The organism is Ruegeria sp. YTSC004, assembly GCF_059609805.1.
The window spans coordinates 120,238-136,577 of the sequence record NZ_JBXWMJ010000004.1 but is presented as its reverse complement, the minus strand read 5'-3'; the positions used below and the strand labels follow the sequence as shown (position 1 = coordinate 136,577).

16 protein-coding genes are annotated in these 16,340 nt (G+C 56.5%); 1 reads left to right on the top strand and 15 read right to left on the bottom strand.

What is annotated here, in order from left to right:
- Positions 1 to 32 precede the first annotated feature (32 nt).
- The 9 genes from AC2FFP_RS09460 to AC2FFP_RS09420 all read right to left on the bottom strand — a co-directional run bounded on the left by AC2FFP_RS09460 (position 33) and on the right by AC2FFP_RS09420 (position 10,396).
- On the bottom strand, positions 33 to 815 hold the full coding sequence (locus tag AC2FFP_RS09460; protein WP_496880971.1) for a hypothetical protein: 783 nt from the start codon (positions 813 to 815) through the stop codon (positions 33 to 35).
- Positions 812 to 1,636: a sulfite exporter TauE/SafE family protein gene (locus AC2FFP_RS09455; protein ID WP_496766921.1), complete on the bottom strand. Its 825-nt coding sequence runs from the start codon at positions 1,634 to 1,636 to the stop codon at positions 812 to 814. Before AC2FFP_RS09455 ends, AC2FFP_RS09460 begins: the two co-directional genes overlap by 4 nt.
- A gap of 40 nt (positions 1,637 to 1,676) precedes the next feature.
- Positions 1,677 to 2,714 (bottom strand): tRNA dihydrouridine(20/20a) synthase DusA, encoded by a 1,038-nt coding sequence (gene dusA, locus AC2FFP_RS09450; RefSeq protein WP_496766920.1) that lies wholly within the window; start codon positions 2,712 to 2,714, stop codon positions 1,677 to 1,679.
- A gap of 185 nt (positions 2,715 to 2,899) precedes the next feature.
- Positions 2,900 to 3,346 carry a phasin family protein gene (locus tag AC2FFP_RS09445; RefSeq protein ID WP_496766919.1) on the bottom strand — a complete coding sequence of 149 codons (447 nt, stop codon included), beginning with the start codon at positions 3,344 to 3,346 and terminating at the stop codon, positions 2,900 to 2,902.
- A gap of 1,418 nt (positions 3,347 to 4,764) precedes the next feature.
- Positions 4,765 to 4,956, bottom strand: a complete 192-nt coding sequence (locus tag AC2FFP_RS09440) for an IS66 family transposase zinc-finger binding domain-containing protein (RefSeq protein WP_496844257.1) — start codon at positions 4,954 to 4,956, stop codon at positions 4,765 to 4,767.
- Positions 4,957 to 5,357: 401 nt separating this feature from the next.
- Positions 5,358 to 5,450, bottom strand: coding sequence for a hypothetical protein (locus tag AC2FFP_RS09435; protein WP_496844256.1), 93 nt, complete (start codon positions 5,448 to 5,450; stop codon positions 5,358 to 5,360).
- 517 nt (positions 5,451 to 5,967) lie between these two features.
- The gene (locus AC2FFP_RS09430; RefSeq protein ID WP_496844136.1) at positions 5,968 to 7,155 is read right to left on the bottom strand and encodes an alpha-hydroxy acid oxidase; all 1,188 of its coding nucleotides are present in this window, start codon (positions 7,153 to 7,155) and stop codon (positions 5,968 to 5,970) included.
- A gap of 12 nt (positions 7,156 to 7,167) precedes the next feature.
- Complete coding sequence (locus AC2FFP_RS09425; RefSeq protein WP_496880970.1) at positions 7,168 to 9,231, bottom strand: TRAP transporter large permease subunit; 2,064 nt, start codon at positions 9,229 to 9,231, stop codon at positions 7,168 to 7,170.
- A gap of 115 nt (positions 9,232 to 9,346) precedes the next feature.
- Entirely contained in the window at positions 9,347 to 10,396 is a 1,050-nt protein-coding gene (locus tag AC2FFP_RS09420; protein WP_496844134.1) for a TRAP transporter substrate-binding protein, read from the bottom strand.
- A 349-nt stretch (positions 10,397 to 10,745) separates the two neighbouring features.
- On the opposite strand from AC2FFP_RS09420, the gene AC2FFP_RS09415 reads away from it, so the two are divergent.
- Positions 10,746 to 11,528, top strand: coding sequence for a FadR/GntR family transcriptional regulator (locus AC2FFP_RS09415; protein WP_496844133.1), 783 nt, complete (start codon positions 10,746 to 10,748; stop codon positions 11,526 to 11,528).
- Between the two features lie 20 nt (positions 11,529 to 11,548).
- On the opposite strand, the gene AC2FFP_RS09410 is transcribed toward AC2FFP_RS09415, so the two are convergent.
- The 6 genes from AC2FFP_RS09410 to AC2FFP_RS09385 are packed head-to-tail and all read right to left on the bottom strand — an operon-like array spanning position 11,549 to position 16,281.
- Positions 11,549 to 12,361 carry an energy transducer TonB gene (locus tag AC2FFP_RS09410; RefSeq protein WP_496844132.1) on the bottom strand — a complete coding sequence of 271 codons (813 nt, stop codon included), beginning with the start codon at positions 12,359 to 12,361 and terminating at the stop codon, positions 11,549 to 11,551.
- Positions 12,358 to 12,753 carry an ExbD/TolR family protein gene (locus AC2FFP_RS09405; protein ID WP_496766913.1) on the bottom strand — a complete coding sequence of 132 codons (396 nt, stop codon included), beginning with the start codon at positions 12,751 to 12,753 and terminating at the stop codon, positions 12,358 to 12,360. The genes AC2FFP_RS09410 and AC2FFP_RS09405 overlap by 4 nt, the downstream gene beginning before the upstream one ends.
- Positions 12,750 to 13,079: a biopolymer transporter ExbD gene (locus tag AC2FFP_RS09400; protein ID WP_496880969.1), complete on the bottom strand. Its 330-nt coding sequence runs from the start codon at positions 13,077 to 13,079 to the stop codon at positions 12,750 to 12,752. Before AC2FFP_RS09400 ends, AC2FFP_RS09405 begins: the two co-directional genes overlap by 4 nt.
- Positions 13,080 to 13,110: 31 nt before the next feature.
- Entirely contained in the window at positions 13,111 to 13,755 is a 645-nt protein-coding gene (locus tag AC2FFP_RS09395) for a MotA/TolQ/ExbB proton channel family protein (protein ID WP_496766912.1), read from the bottom strand.
- Positions 13,756 to 13,783: 28 nt separating this feature from the next.
- A complete protein-coding gene (locus tag AC2FFP_RS09390; RefSeq protein ID WP_496766911.1) occupies positions 13,784 to 14,230 on the bottom strand; it encodes a hypothetical protein in 447 nt (148 codons plus the stop codon).
- 20 nt (positions 14,231 to 14,250) lie between these two features.
- The gene (locus AC2FFP_RS09385) at positions 14,251 to 16,281 is read right to left on the bottom strand and encodes a TonB-dependent receptor domain-containing protein (protein ID WP_496880968.1); all 2,031 of its coding nucleotides are present in this window, start codon (positions 16,279 to 16,281) and stop codon (positions 14,251 to 14,253) included.
- Between the last annotated feature and the right edge of the window lie 59 nt (positions 16,282 to 16,340).

Below are 16,340 nucleotides of genomic sequence, written 5' to 3'. Positions count from 1 at the left end.
GAAAATCTCCAAACCTGAATAATGGCAACAGGTTAGGGGGATTCGATCCACTCGGCTACTCCCCCGGCGCATTCGGGGCGAAAATAGGCGATCATCCGTCCATCCGGGCCAGCGGTTGCCGCCTCGGCCCAAGGCGCAACGCCGTGCAGGCAGTGGCGATGCAGCAGATAGGCCTCACCCGGTTTTGCTGGCAGCTCGATCCGGGGGCAGGTCTCAAACACCTCGCGACGGGCCGCCTGATATATTTCGGTTACGTCGATCAAGTGTAGGCTGTCCTTGGGTTGGCCTTTCATCGCTTGTGCGAATGCAGCCCCCAGCATCTTGTGGCTGCCTTCCCACAGAACCATCGGCGCGGCATCCGCGCTGGCCTCGGTCAGCGGGATGCCAAGAATCCATGCGTGCGGTTCATCTACCCGGCGTCGACGATCCGGCCCCATGGGGCGCAATCCGTCCACATGCGCCGCATCACGGTTCCGCCGGTATCTGGTAGCCGCTTCACCTTCGCCGCGACGCGGACGGGGATAACCGGGATAAACGACCGAGACCTGCCCCTTGTGCAGCGGCAACCGCCCATAGTGTTCAGAGATAAAGTCCATGGCCTGACCCGACAAAACGTCCGATCGCGCCACCCTGCCCTCTGGATCGTTGTCCAGTGCGTCCACGCCGATGAACCACGTGCCTTCGCAATCCAACCATTCCGCAAAGGCCGGATCGGTAATCGAGGCCCGCGCCCGCGGCAAAGCATGTTCAACCCATTGGGCCAGCGTCGGGTCGTGCGGAAACCTGATCCAACCTTTGTTCCAAAAATCGGTCACAGCCCCAGCGCCTTACGCAGCATATTCAGGGCGACCAGCGTCAGAAAAACCGCGAACACACGCTTCAACGGCTTGGGATCCATCGCATGCGCCAGCTTTACGCCCCAGGGCGCAGTGATCATCGTCATGGCTACAACAATTGCAAAAGCGATCAGGTTGACCGCGCCGATTGTGTACGGAGGGCGGTGTTCAGGCGCGATGTCCAGGAACAGGAAGCCCAAAACCGAAGGCACCGCGATGATCACGCCAAACCCGGCCGCCGTTGCAACCGCCCGATGAATGGGCGTGTTGAACAGGCTCATCAACGGTACGCCAAAGCTGCCGCCGCCGATGCCCATAAGAACGGATAAAAACCCGACCGAGGGCGACAAAACGGCCCGCTTTACGCCTTTTGGCATCGCATCGCCAAGCCGCCATTCTGATTTGCCCAAACCCAGATATGCGCCAATGACCATACCCAACACGCCGAACAACGCCTGCAACGCCTCGGTTCGCAGTGCCGAAGCGACCAGCACACCGACAATGGCACCCACTGCAATTCCCGGCCCCCAACCGCGCAGGATATCCCAGTCCACCGCGCCTTTCTTGTTATGCGCCAGGACGGATCGTAGTGATGTGACGATGATGGTTGCCAGCGAGGTCGCAAGACACAGCTGCATCAACTGTGGGCCGCCATATCCAAGTGTTTGGAACGCATAGAAAAACGCGGGCACCAAAACGATGCCGCCGCCGACACCCAGCAAGCCAGCCAAGACACCGGCCAGCGCCCCGATTACAAGCAAAAGGCCCAACATCTGGGCCAGTAACATCGTCTCGGGCATCATCCCCCCAAACCGGCCATTTGGCCGTATTCCGTTCTCGTCAAACCTCTGCCAAAGGCGCGATACTGTCCAGAGCTTGCAGCATCACTTCGGGGCCTGCCCCGTCGTGGACCGCGCCCTCGGAAAGGGCTCGACGCCACGCGCGCGCGCCGGGACGTCCGGCAAACAGGCCCAGCATGTGACGCGTGATCTGGTGCAAACGCCCGCCCCCGGCAAGGTGGTTTTCGACATAGGGCACCATTTTGTGAACGACATCAATCGGATCAGCCACCTGACCGCCGCCAAAAATCAAGGCATCCGCCTCGGCCAGAATATCCGTGGGTTGATGATAGGCCGCGCGGCCGATCATAACCCCGTCCAATCCGGCATCCAGTTGCGCCTTCGCCTGATTCAAAGACGTGATACCGCCATTGATTGAGATATGCAGGTCCGGGAACGCCCCCTTCATCCGGTGCACAAGATCATAGTCCAAGGGCGGGATATCCCTATTTTCCTTAGGGCTAAGCCCTTGCAGCCAAGCCTTGCGCGCGTGGATTGTCACACGTTGGCATCCGGCCGCATGAATGGCCTGCAGAAACTCAGGCAGGGCCTGTTCCTGATCCTGATCATCAACCCCAATACGGCATTTGACAGTGACTTCAACATCAACCGCATCGCGCATCGCGGCAACGCAGTCGGCAACACGGACGGGGTCCTTCATCAACACGGCCCCGAAAGTGCCCGATTGCACCCGATCCGAGGGGCAACCACAATTCAGGTTGATCTCATCATACCCCGCTTGCGCGCCCAACCGGGCCGCCTGCGACACTTCCTCTGGGTCTGAACCGCCCAATTGCAGCGCGACGGGGTGTTCCTGCGAACTGAAGTCCAACAAATGCAATGCGCCACCTCGCACCAACGCCGGGGCGGTTACCATTTCCGTGTAAAGAAGTGTCTGCTGACTGAGCAGTCGGTGCACAAATCGGCAATGCCGGTCTGTCCAATCCATCATTGGTGCGACCGACAATCTCGCCGCCTTGGCGACAAGGACATTTGAAGCCGGTTGGCGCTGTGAAACAGGGTGTGACGATGCGGTCATGGTTGGGTCTCGGTGTACACTGAATAGGTGGCTTACTGTACCGGACGGCGTTTCGCAACCAAGGGCGCTGTGGTCAAGACGCGTACCTAAAAGGCACTCCAGCACAAAAAGAAAGGGCAGGTCTTTCGACCTGCCCTGCGCGATTGCACCGATTGGGAGGAGTGGGTGCGCCTCGCGGCGTTTGCTTACTTGGCAGCAGCGGCTTTCTTGGCAGCTGCAGTCACGTCGTTGGTGGCTTTTTTGACGGCCGCGGTTGTGTCTTCGGCGACGTCTTTGCCAGCTGCCATCAGCAGCTCAACGGTTTCGGACTGAACTTTTTTCGCGATCTCTGCGAAGGCTGCCATGTTTTCAGCTGCAACTTCAGCCGATGCGCTGGCGAAGTCGGTGGCCGCTTTGGCGTAATCTGCAGGCTCTGCCTTGGCTTTTGAGATCTCGGTCAACTTGGCCAGGGTGTCCTTGGTCCATTTGTTCGAGATCTCGGCCGACTTTTCAGCCGCTTCCAGTGCAACACCCGACAGCTTTTCGTTCAGCGTCGCGGTCGATTTGAAAGCACCTTCAAGAGCGGTGGTGTCAACGGGGAACGCGCCCATAACGTCTTTCAGGGTCGCGGTGAAATCTTGCGTCTTTGCCATGTCTAAAATCCTTTTGCCGAACCAGGCCCACCCCGGTTTTCATCAGCTTGAGGACAATATGGATGCCGCACCGCAGCATTGCAAGATTTTTCTTGCTGCATTGCGGAATTCTTCCACGAAAGACCTTAAAATCAACCGCTTACATTAACCTGCACATAGGTCACCGACGCCGGCTAAACGTGTCCGCCCTGTGAGCCCAACCGTTCTATTACATTTTAGGAACGCGGCACACGGGACTACGGCAACACCTGGTTTTTCGGTTGGGCGCTAGCCACCTCATGACGAATTTGAGGAGGTTGGTTTGCCTGTCGTCCTGCTTATGATCCTAAAGAATGAATTGAGATGAGGAACCGGGTTGAAGCCATCCGTGGTAACACCAAAGTTAATTTCACCCTAAAAATGGTATTCCCAACACAAGCCGGGTTCAGTCAGAGTACGCAGGGCCAAGTTCTCCTGGTCCAAGATGCGTGTTGCGTTTTCTTAATTTCAGCACCCTCAGCCTCAATCGAAATAGCGTCGAGCGATCTGGCTCACATTGATGTTTTACGGAGATGGTACGGACCGACCATTGTCATTGTGGAGTTCACCTCTTGTTCGCCTGATCCGCCCAAATGGATTTCGTTGGGAACGAAACTGCGATTGTTGGCCACAACGCGGCCGATCTGGGTGCGGTTATCTCTATGATCATCATGGTTTGAGCATAGGATGTATCCATGCCGCAAGGACAACGCGTATGCTTTGAAAGCAAAACAGGCTGCAATGATGCACAAACAAACACCGAATGGTTACTTAAGCGATCCGACCCGCGCCTCTTTTTTCATGACGTAGTGCTTCGCAATACGGCGGATGGCTTTCCTGGCAATTGCCGAACCCTGTGCAGCATAAATCCGATGAACTTGTGCCGGACGTGCGCCAATCAGGTCACCTCGCGGGCAGTATTTTCTTCGAACAACCCATTGAAGCCCGAATAGACTTGGAGTGAATCCAACCCTTGTATCCGGATAGATGACTAATGGAATTCTCCCCCTTCCAGTCGACAGCAAACTGATACCAAGAACATGGTGGAGCCCGTCTAGCAAAGCTGGACAGGTGGTCAAATTGTGCACCTTTGGCGCACAGGCCCAGCTACGGTCGTTCATCCCGAACCTAGGTTTAGACTAGCGCGGTTCTGGTCTTTTTCTGACCAAGCGCCCGCGTCTTCACCACCATATCATCAGCAAAAACAGCCTCACCCTGTGACACTATAGGCTCGTATGGCATCTGCCAGTGGTTCCAGCACGGCAATGGACTGGCCCACCCAGTCGGTCAGGATCGAGCGTTCCAGATCGATACCATCGTGGTATTAATTCTGGGTAGAGTGGAAGGTAGTCCGCATACTTTGAGGCCAGTATATGGGCCGACAAGCCTGGCCCTGATCGCTAGCGTTCTATCGGGTGCGAGTGAGGTGCGGATTGAATAAAAGCCTCACAATCCAGACAAGCCTTGCCGGGCCAGACGCTACAGTTCACGACAAACCGGCCCGAAACATATTCCAGTTCTTCGGTCACATCTTCGCCCAGAGACTTCAGTATTCGGCCACAATGCGTGCATTCCTTCCCTAGCGAAAGGATCTACTGCTGCCGATCTAGATGCTCAGGAAACGGTTTGCGGCTGTGTTGCCGGGTGGGCTTGCTTTCTTCAACAGTAGGCGTGAGATCAGCCTGTACCTTGGCTCACGTTGAAATCCGTTTATCTTCTTCGAACGACAGTTATCGCTGAATCAGATTCTCCAAATTGACCCGTAGCGATGCCGGTTATGGCCAGTCAGTTGTTGCTGGAGCTTCTCTATCGCCAACGCCTGAGAGTTGACCTTGGCCGCCAGCAGCACTTTGGTTCGGCAGGGTCATCGGATCCAATGTCTAGGTCGTTCGGCATCGCTGATCTTGTATTGGATCGACGAAGCCAGGTGGATCCTGAAAGGGACAAAAGACCCATGTTTATTGATCTATTCCGTGTTGAGCCGCGGTCAGGTCTATTGCGGCAGCCGCCGGTCGATGCCCTCCAGCAACATCGACAAGTGCGCAAGCGTCACGCTGATCTTGCCATCCTTCGCTACGGGCCACATAAATCGGCCTTTCTCCAGCCGCTTAGAGAGCAAGGACCCTAGCTGATATCTCACCAGATGATCTTCAGAAAATGGCCACAACGGCCCCCGGAACCAATCGCCGCTGGCAAAAAGACCGGCTGTACCAAATGCGTAAGTTTGAGATCACCGGACGGGTATAGCTGAACGGAGGTACAAGCCGGCATAAGATCAACCAACGAGCAACCAAAAATTGTTGCAATCCCCAACCCACGAGCATCATCACAGACTGTGGTATGTTTCCCACTGGATCAGCCAGCTTTCCCAATACAAACAACGTATCATCCTGGAGGCTGACGATTTGGCACCCGTTGTTCGGTGGCGACACAGGCCTGCAGTACATTCCACTGCTCCAGCAGGGTACCGGGTAGAACAATGCTCAGCGCCTAACCCTCAACCGTTGTGAATCCTTGGCGGAACGGTTCGGTCGCGCCTGCGTCTGTTGAGACATAGCGCGGGCCAACGATGGCGCGAAATTTGGTTATGAGGGCTTCGTTGATCATGCCGCGTTCCGATGCGCATCGCCAGGACTGGTCGCTGTGTCCCGGAAGCACAGGTTGGTGCGCGACAGTTGGTCGATCCGCGTTACGCCCATCAGCTTCATGTCGCGCTCGATCTCAGCCCGCATCAATCCCAGCGCCCGTTCGACGCCCGGCTGACCAGCGGCAGCCAATGGATACAGATAGTGCCGCCCTACCCCGACCGCCTTGGCCCCAAGCGATAACGCCTTGAGCACATGGGTTCCGCGCTGAATTCCGCTGTCCATCATCACGTCCAGCTTGTCGCCGACGGCATCCACAATCTCGGCCAACTGATCAAACGGCGTACGCGAGCCGTCCAACTGGCGACCGCCGTGGTTCGACAGGATGATGCCGGTACACCCGATCTCAGCCGCACGGCGTGCGTCCTCGACTGTCATGATACCTTTAAGGCAGAACTGGCCATCCCACTCTCGCACCATCTTGGCCACATCATCCCAGTCCATCGACGGGTCCAACATGTCAGTGAAGTAGCCACCGATCGAGCTGGCACCGCCACCCATATCCACATGTTCATCCAGTTGCGGCAGGCGGAACTTTTCATGCGTGACATAATTGATGCCCCACATCGGTTTGACTGCGAATTGGATCATCCCACCCAGAGTCAGGCGGAATGGGATCGAGAATCCCGTTCGCAAGTCACGTTCACGATTGCCGCCGGTAATGCTGTCGACGGTCAGCATCATCACCTCGACGCCCGCCTCTTTGGCGCGCTGCATCATGGCAGAGTTCAGGCCGCGATCCTTGTGGAAGTAGAATTGATAGACCTGTGGGTTCTTATGCTTCTGGCGCAATTCTTCTAGCGAAACAGTGCCCAGCGACGACACACCGAACATGGTCCCGTATTTTTCGGCCGCCGCTGCCACAGCACGCTCCCCCTGATGGTGGAACAGGCGCTGCAACGCGGTGGGTGAGCAATAGACCGGCATGTCCAACTTTTGCCCCATAACGGTGACGGACATATCCACGTCCTTCACCCCGCGCAGGACCGAGGGCAGCAGATCGCAGCGGTCAAAGGCGCGAGTGTTTTCGCGATACGTCACCTCATCATCCGCGCCACCGTCGATATAGTTGAAGATCGGCCCCGGCAGGCGCTGTTTGGCCAGCCGCCGGAAGTCGTGGAAGTTGTGACAATGGCTCAGTCGCATCGCTGAGGCTCCTTAGTAGGCGACTGATGGCAGCCAGGTGGCAAGCGTGGGCCACAGGAAGACAAGCGCCAGCCCGGTCAATTGCAGTAAGACAAACGGAATGATGCCCTTGTAGATATGGGTCAGCTTTATCTCGGGCGGGCAGACGCCATTGAGATAGAACAACGCGAAACCCACAGGCGGCGTCAGGAAGCTGGTCTGCAGCGTCACTGCCACCAGAATGACGAACCACACCAAGGCTGGTTCATCCAGAACACCGAAACCTGGGATGTCGATGCCCAGCCCATTTACGATGGGGCGCATCAGGGGCAGCACGATCAGCGTGATCTCGATCCAGTCCAGTACAAAGCCCAGCAGGAAGACGATGAACAGGATGAAAAGGATCGTGCCATTGGCCCCAAAACCGGTGGACTGCACGACATGTTCAATCAACTCATCCCCACCGAGTTCCCGCAGGACATAAGAGAATACGGTCGCTCCCAGGAAGATCGCAAAGATGTAGGCGGTGGTGTTGAAAGTCGATACCAGTACGTTCCAAAGCTTGGAGAACGTCAATTTTCGATACCCCAGCGCCAACAGCGTCGCGCCCAGCGCACCGATCCCCGAGGCTTCGGTAGGTGTGGTCATACCGGCAAAGATTGAACCCAGAACCGCAAGGATCAGCAATAGCGTCGGTATGACTGCGATCAGAACGTCCTTCACGGCGGCCCAGTCTGGGGCCGTTGCGCCCTCGGGCACAGGAGCCGCATCGCGGTTCACCAATGCCAGGATGAAGATGTAAGTCAGGTACAGGCCACCGATGATGACGCCTGGGAAGACCGCAGCCATGAACAGATCGCCCACAGACAAAGCCATCTGGTCTGCCATGATCACCAGCATGATTGACGGCGGGATCAGGATGCCCAGCGTGCCAGAGGCTGAAACCACCCCAGCGGCCAAGGTGGGCTGATACTTCTGCTGCATCATTGACGGCAGTGACAGAACGCCCAGCAGCACAACGGAAGCACCGATGATGCCCGTAGAGGCTGCCAGAATGATCCCGATTAGCGTGACCGTGATCGCCAGACCGCCACGCACGGTGCCAAACAGGCGCTGCATCGAAGACATCAGACGTTCGGCTACGCCGCTTTCGTCCAGCATCAGGCCCATGAAGATGAACATCGGCAGGGCCACCAGAACTGCGTTGGACATGGTCGCATAGACACGGTTCACCACCGCGCCAAGAGTCAGATAGTCGAGTCCGGTAAAGGTGCTCTCAAGCCCCGTCCACAGCATCAGGTCGTTGTCAAAAAGATAGGCCAGCCCGCAATATGCAACGCCGACTCCGGCCAACACCCAGGCCACAGGATATCCTGTAAATAGCAGCGCAATGAATGTCAGGAACATTGCGATGACCAGTTTTTCCTCGGTCGTTTCGACCAGAAAAGTCAGGCCAACGCAGACAGCTGCGAATACAGCAAGGACCAGCAGAATGCGACGCAGCGATGCGCCATCGCGCTCTGATGCCGGTCCGTACATCAATGCGTGCCCATCATGGATCAGCCGCGCCATCGCAGCCAAGCCCAGCAGAACAAAACTGATCGGAATGACCGCCTTGAAGGCCCAGCGCGCAGGCAGACCAGTGGGGCTGTCCGAGCGCTCGCTAACGCGGAAGCTTTCGTAAAAATAGTCGTACCCCTGATCGATCATCAGATAGATGAACGGAGTCAGCAGGGTCAGGATGCCGGTCACTTCTATCACTCGCTGCGCGCGACGGGACAGTTGCATGTGCAAAACGTCAACGCGCACATGGCTGTCTGTGATCAAGGCATAGGATATGCCGATCATCGTGACGACGCCGTAAAAGTGCCACTGGATCTCGTCCAGTTTGGGATAGTTCTGGCTGAACAGATAGCGCAGCGAGACCTGACTGAAGATCGCGGCCATCAACAGGACATTGGCCCACATCACTACGTGCCCGACGGCTTTGACACCTGTATCAATAACAACGGCGATCTTCTGACGGTCGGTGTCGGGATGTTCCAGGATGCCTTCATAGGCTTCGACTGGATCACTTAGGGTCTTTTGCGTGGCCATGGGTAATCCTCGCTCAGTTGACCGGCGCGAGCGCGGTCAAGGGAATGCAGGTTTGAAATCCTGATAATGTCCGAGGCGGAGGAGCCCGCCGCCCCGGACGCGTCAGTAAGTCAGATTACTGACGGGGGAGGAACGCATTGGTTTTCCACAGGTCGTAACCGTCGCGGAATTCGTTCAGATCGGCCAGAACCTTGGCAAAGAAGGCATCGTTGGCGGCCTCTTCGGCAGCAACGTCTTCCCAGGTCGCTTGGAAAGTATCCAGCATCTCGGGCGACCACTGCTTGATGGTGACGCCGTTGTTTTCAACGTTGTCGATCAGGGCTGCGTGCTGAATGGCCTCACCTTCGGCAAAGCTGTCAGCCATCGATGCCTTACAGGCGTTTTCGATGATCGCCTTGTGCTGCTCGCTGGTTTCGTTCCAGACGTCCTTGTTGATCATCAACTCGAACACGGTCGCCTGCTGGTGCCAACCGGGGAAATAGTTGAACTTGACCAGTTTGTGAAAGCCAAGACGCGCGTCGATGGCAGGCATCGAGAATTCAGTCGCATCAATGGCGCCTTTTTCCAGCGCGGGGAAGATTTCACCACCCGGCAGCAGCGAGGTCGCCACGCCCAGTTTCTGCATGACTTTGCCGCCCAGTCCGAAGAAGCGCATCTTCAGGCCGTTCAGATCGTCAGGAGAGTTGATCTCGGTTGCGAACCAGCCCGAGGTTTCCGGAGCAATAACCGCGCAGGGGATGACGTGGACGTTGTATCCCGCCTGATCATACATCTCTTGATACAGCGACATTCCGTTGCCGTAATACAGCCACGCCATGTATTCGCCCGCCTCAGGGCCAAACGGAACCGCCGAGAACAGCGGCGCAGCCGGGATTTTACCTGCCCAGTAACCAGCAGTGGTGTAGCCCGAGTTAATCTTGCCGGTCGACACGGCATCCAGAATTTCGAACGGAGGGACCAGTTTGCCCGGCTCGTAAACCTTCATCTTCAGTGTGCCGCCAGACATCAGGTCAAGCTGCTCGGCAACACGAGGGATCGGGGAACCCAGCCCTGGAAGCTCGGTCGAGAAAGCAATCGGGGTTTTCAGCAGCAGTTTGTCAGCAGCAACCGCAGGGGCCGCCATCAGGCTGGCAGCCACGGCAAGGCTCGTCAGGGTCTTTTTCATGAAATCTCCTCCAGGGTCGGTCGGACTTGGCGTCCGATGAATTTTGACGCGAGATCTTTCCCCGCCACACTGGTAAATAAAGTTGACCAAACATTTCAGTCAACAACTTTATTTACCAATGGTTCGATTGTTAATTGCCTGAAGACGACCCAGACCGCCTAGACTTAAGAAAGCCGCCGCCGACGGAGTCTGGGCGCGTGTTGCGGCTTTTTTTGTTTACTGGTAACCAGTTGCAATTCAAACAATCCGAGAGATTTCTCCGCTAAATCAGGCATTGAAAAACATACACTCAAAGGTTACTTTTATTTACCAAAGGGGTTCTGAATCTTTTTCAGAAGGGTAAACCACGATGAACACGACAGCGATTTTCGAACCGATCGGGCACGAATCACTTTCGGATGCAGTGGTGTCTCAGATTGAAGATCTGATTGCTTCGGGCATTCTCAAGCAGGGTCGCAAGCTGCCATCGGAACGCGATCTGGCGGAAACCCTTCGCGTCTCCCGCCCCAAACTGCGTGAGGCGCTGGCCGTTCTGGAAGAACGCGGCCTGGTGACGACACAGCATGGTGAAGGCACATTTGTAGCCGCACTGACGGGCAGCGCCATGCTCCCTGCCCTGTTGGCGCTGTATGAACGCCATGAGCCAGCGTTTTTTGATTATCTCGAGTACCGCCGCGAACAGGAAGGCTTTGCCGCCAAACTCGCCGCGCGACGGGCGACCAAAGCGGATAAGGAACGGATCACGGATATCCTGGCCGAGGATGAACGCGCCTGGCACGAGAAGGATGCATTGGCCTCACGCGAAGCTGATTTTGCGCTGCACGCCGCAATTGTGGACGCCAGCCAAAACGCGACGCTCATCCACATGATGGCGTCAATCTACGAGCTCACACGGCAAGGTGTATTCTACAATCGTGATTTTCTGAAGACCATCGACGGCACGGGCAAGCTGTTGATGGAGCAGCATCGCGAACTGGGAATGGCGGTCATCGCAGGCGACGAAGCACGCGCGGAAAAAGCTGCGTATGACCATATCGACTTTGTTGAAGAGTCCTTCAAGCTTGGCATTGAAAGACGCCGCCGTGAGGCAATGGCCGAAAAGCGCCGCCTTCTGTCCGATTCAAAACTCTGATCGGGCAGCGCAGTTCGTTCTTACTTTCCAACGATCTCAATCATGTAATCACGACGGGCTGCGGCAGGTGGTGGCTGAAACGGCGCTGCCGCGCGTACCTGCGCAAGTGCCACCAGATCCAGTCGTTTCGACCCCGAGCTGCGCTTGACGGTGACACTTACAAGCGCCCCATTGTCGCCAATCCGAAAACTCACCAACACCGCACCACGAATATTGACGTTCTTACGACGGGCACGGGTGATCTTGCGCATTACGTGCCCTCTGTAATTGCTGACCTCAGCGTTACCCTGCCCGGCCGCTATGGAACTTGTCTTTTTGGCCGTCGCAGCGCCTTTGCTGGTTTTTCCCGATGCATTGCCTTTTCTGGCGCTCTTTTCAGAATTTCCTGCCTGCGACGCAACCTGATCGACCTTTTGTTTGGTCGGGTCCGCCGGTTTCACGGCTGGGGTTTTCGCGACGGCTTCCGTCTCTGACGGCGCTGCTTCTTGCGCTTCAGCGGATGCTTGTCGATGGGTCACCGCGACGGCGGCTTTGGTGTCGGCGACAGTATGCTTTATCGCCCCGGGAACTGACGCCCGGGCCTGAGAGGTTGGGCTGACCGCAGTTTGTCGCTGTGTCGGTGCGACGGTCGGTTGATGTGCAGTAGCGGGTGCCGAGGCGGTGGCCCCGGTCACATAGTCCTTGAAAGCATCCCCCAGCGCAGCAACTTCGCCCGACCCGCCACCTTCGACAAGCACCTGTTCACCTGCAGAAAAGTCATGCAGGGCAAAAACATGGGTGGCTGCGGCCAGCGCCAAAGCGGCAACAGCTATGCCACGCGATCTGGGTATCATTGCAAACCCCTTTCTGTGACCACGTACACCCTTTTTGCACCCAGCGCGCGCAAGGCATCACTGACCTCTTTCAGCCGAACAGCAGGCAAAGCCCGGTCCGGCACGACGCGAACATCATCCAGCGGCAGGTTGATCGACGCGCGTTCCACATACGCCTCAACTCCAGTCAGTTCGGCGCCCCGGTATTCCAGTGAACCATCGCTACGAATGACCAAAGCATCGGGTGGCTCGCGACCGTCCAGATCACTGGTTTCCACCAGCTTCACCGATTTACTCAGCGGCGGTGCAAGCGTGCCTGCAATCATGAAAAAGATGAGTATCAGAAAGACGACATTGATCAGTGCGATCGTTGGCTCTCGACCCTGTTTTGCCTTGCGTTTGAGTTGAATCATCCGATCACCTGTGCGCGCAAATGGTCGATGCCTTTCAGCACCGAAAGCAAATCAATCAGCTGTTGCGAAGTCGCGTTCTGTCCAAGACTGATCAACGCGGTCTGAGGCTTATCGGTCGCCATCACCATGGCCATGTCTTCGAACGCGGCAAGCGTGCCATCAACCAACATACGGTCGGCCTCAAGTTTGACAAAGCGGATTACCCGGTCAGTTTCCGCTCCTCCGGCAGCGGCAGTGGCAAATTCGATTTCGCCATATTTGGAGAACGTCGACGTCAGCATGAAGAACAGCAACAGCAGAAAGATGACGTCAATCAAGGACGTCATCGACAAGCGCCTGCGCCGTCTTCTGCGGACGTTAAGTGCCATGGGCGAAAACCTGTTGCGGGGTTTGATCAGCCACCGGCGCGTCCTCAGCATAGCCCGGTGCAAACACGGTTCTCAAAGCGCGGTTGGCAAAGGTACGCTCTCGGTTCATGCGTGCCTCGAACCACGTCAGGACCATCGAAGTCGGCATAGCGACCGCAAGGCCGGCGGCGGTCGTCAACAAGGCCACCCAAATGCCACCGGCAAGCAGCGATGGATCAACAGAATTGCCCGCGCCCTGTAGGGTTTGGAACGCCTCGATCATGCCCAATACGGTCCCGAAAAGCCCCAGAAGCGGCGCAAGTTGGGCGACCATATCCAAGACTTTGAACCCTTGCTCAAGTTGGGCAAACCGCGCTTCGGCCTCGGCGTCGGTACGTTCGGACAGGGTGCGATCCCCACCAGACAAGGCCATCGCGATTATCGGGGCAAGGTAGCTGCGACTTTTGCCCAGATGCGCCCTTGTCTCAGGAAGGTCCTGACGATCCCATGCCTGAATGGCCCGCGAAAGCTCAATATGACGACCGACACCTGCGACGCGAAACTGCCACAGCTTGTACAGAACCAACGAAAGTGTTGCGATTGAGGTCACGATCAGGATGGCAACAACCGGCCCGCCCAATTCCAGAATTTCCATTATTTTACTTATAACTGCGCCCATAACCTCACCCAATCACTTCCGTTTTAAGGCGGCTGGTGAGCGTGAGCCCGGACATGCAGGCATCGGCCATGTCAGATTGTGTCACACATTCCTGTGCACCGTTGATCAGTATTCGGCTGATCTGATCGCAAGCCATGTCGTTGAACTGAAACTGCCGCACACGGGGCTTGCCCGAAGGCAGCTTGGCGAAGTCCAACAGTGTCAGCAGGGCCACCTGACCTTCAGCATCGAAAAGAACGGTCTCGTAAACTGCGCCGTCGATATCGATGTCATGGGTGTTTTCAGCGACAAAACTCAGCAAACAGCTTTCGCCCTTTACCTCGGCGCTGCTGAGTTCGATTGATACGCCGTCGGGCTTTTGCGTTTCCTCTGCGCTGGCAATCCCTGCCCCCAAAATTGGGAGCAGGGTCAGCAGGACCACCCGAGCATTTCTTTTGATTGTTGTCTGCATGACTGGTCCTTTCGTATGGATCAGAAGGTTTTAGCCAAGGTAAGCTTGAAGTTCCTACCCGGTGAGTTGCGGGTCGAAAGGTTCGGCAGATAGTTCTTGTCAAAGATGTTCTCGACGCCTGCGCGAACTTCGAAACCTTGAAATGCGCCTTCCTGCGGCAGATAGGTCGCGCGCAGGGTGTTCACGCCGTAGCCAGCAACCGGATCTCCACTGGAGTCGGTGCCGGATTTGGCGCCGAACAGCTCCCAGCTGACGTCCAGAGTTTCGCCAAAGCGTTTGCCGACTGTTACCCGCGCTGAGTCTGTCGGCTCGTTCCGCCATGGTGAGTCCACGCCAAGCGAGCTGGTTTCAGTCCCTTTGACGATGTTTGCATTGAAGTCGACATAGTACCCAGCCGCGCTGGCATACGACGCCTCGATTTCAACGCCTTTGGTTTCAACTTCCTGCAGCGGGCGCGAAGGCCGGCCAGATACGTAAGACGTGATGTCCCAAAGATCTGTCTTATAGAAATTGACCTTGGCACGTACCACATCACCCGCAGCAAAAACATCGCCACGGTTATACGAGAAGCCCGCTTCCCATGTGCGCGACTTTTCAGGCTGCGTCATGTATGCTGGTGTGCCAAGATCGTCGATGATTGGCAGGTTTTCCGTGTATGCACCGCTGCCGAACACGGCAAAGCCGCTGGCAAATTCGTACCTTGCAGACAAACCGCCCATCAGCGCGTTGTTGTCATAGCTTTCATTGCGCGGAGCCGGTGCATCACCGTCGCCTTTGATGTCCTGCGTCTCGTACCGGATCGCCGGAGTGATGGTCAGCTGATCGCCGATCTGAATATCGTCCACGGCAAACATTGCGACACGACGATCGGTACCACCGGGGGCCGAGGGCGCGTCCAGACGCTCGCGATTGATGAATTCGATCCCGGCGCGCAGGTCGTGCGAGGCGACGCCGGTTTGGAAGTACGACGTATTCTTGATCGTCAGCTTCGTGGTTTCATAGTTGTGCGTCGCGTCAGCCAGCCCACGAATGCTTGGGAAGAATGGCGTTCCTTCCAGGCTTGAGGACCCGGGCACGTAAGAGCTGTCAATCTCTTGCTCCGAGTAGCTAAGGTTTACGTCCAGATCGATCAGGTCATTGCCAGCCGGGCGGTATTGATACCGCAGAATGCCGATTTTCGTTTCGATATCGCGGTCTACGTTGCCAAATGAATCCGATGTCGTGCCGAACGAGTCATACGGAACATCGCGTTCTTCCGACGTCGACTGATTATAGGACGCGGTGATCGAGTGTTCGAGGTCGTCACCAAAGCTGTATTTACCCTTTGCCAGAAGCGACGGTAGCGTAAAGGCACTGTTACCGATCGTATCGCCATTACCGTCCTCCTGATCGTTCTGATCACGATAGGTATAGTTGAACAGGAATTCCGTCTGGCGGTTTGGCTGCCAGGCCAGGATGGACGACGAGGCAAAGCCATTCCCATTGGAATACCCTTCCAGCGTTTGACGGAACCGGAAGCCCGGCTCACCACCGGTGAAATCTGACGCGTCTTTGGTTTCCAACTGAACCACGCCGCCTACGACACCCGAACCGTATTCGAACGACCCCACAGTGCCGCGAATGACTGAAACGCTTTTGTATAGCTGCGGATCAGTGAACAACTGATTGCCGATCCGATACAGCTCTTCCGCGCCGGTTGTTGCCCCATCGACAAGGATCAGCACTTTCTGGTCGGTCCCAAAGGTGCCGTTGGCACCGAACCCACGGATATTGATCCCCGACCCTTGCGGTGTCGAGCCATTGACCAGCGTCACACCGGGCACCGTGTCAATCAGTTCTGCGACGGTGTTGGCCTGACGGTCGTTGATCTCTTCCTGATCGATATTGGTGACCGGCACGGCGGTATCCGTTTGGATTTCCCGTTTGCTTTCACCCAGTTCCAGCGTGCCCAGGAAGCCTTCATCCTGTTCCTGCGCCGAAGCACCAGCCGCTACCATGCTCAGGCACGACACCGTACCAAGCAACCCCATCTTTTGAATACGCGAACGCATTTCTGTCCCTTCGAAATTTTAAGAGGACCGGAAATGCTTGCTCCGCGCTGGCTTGGTCA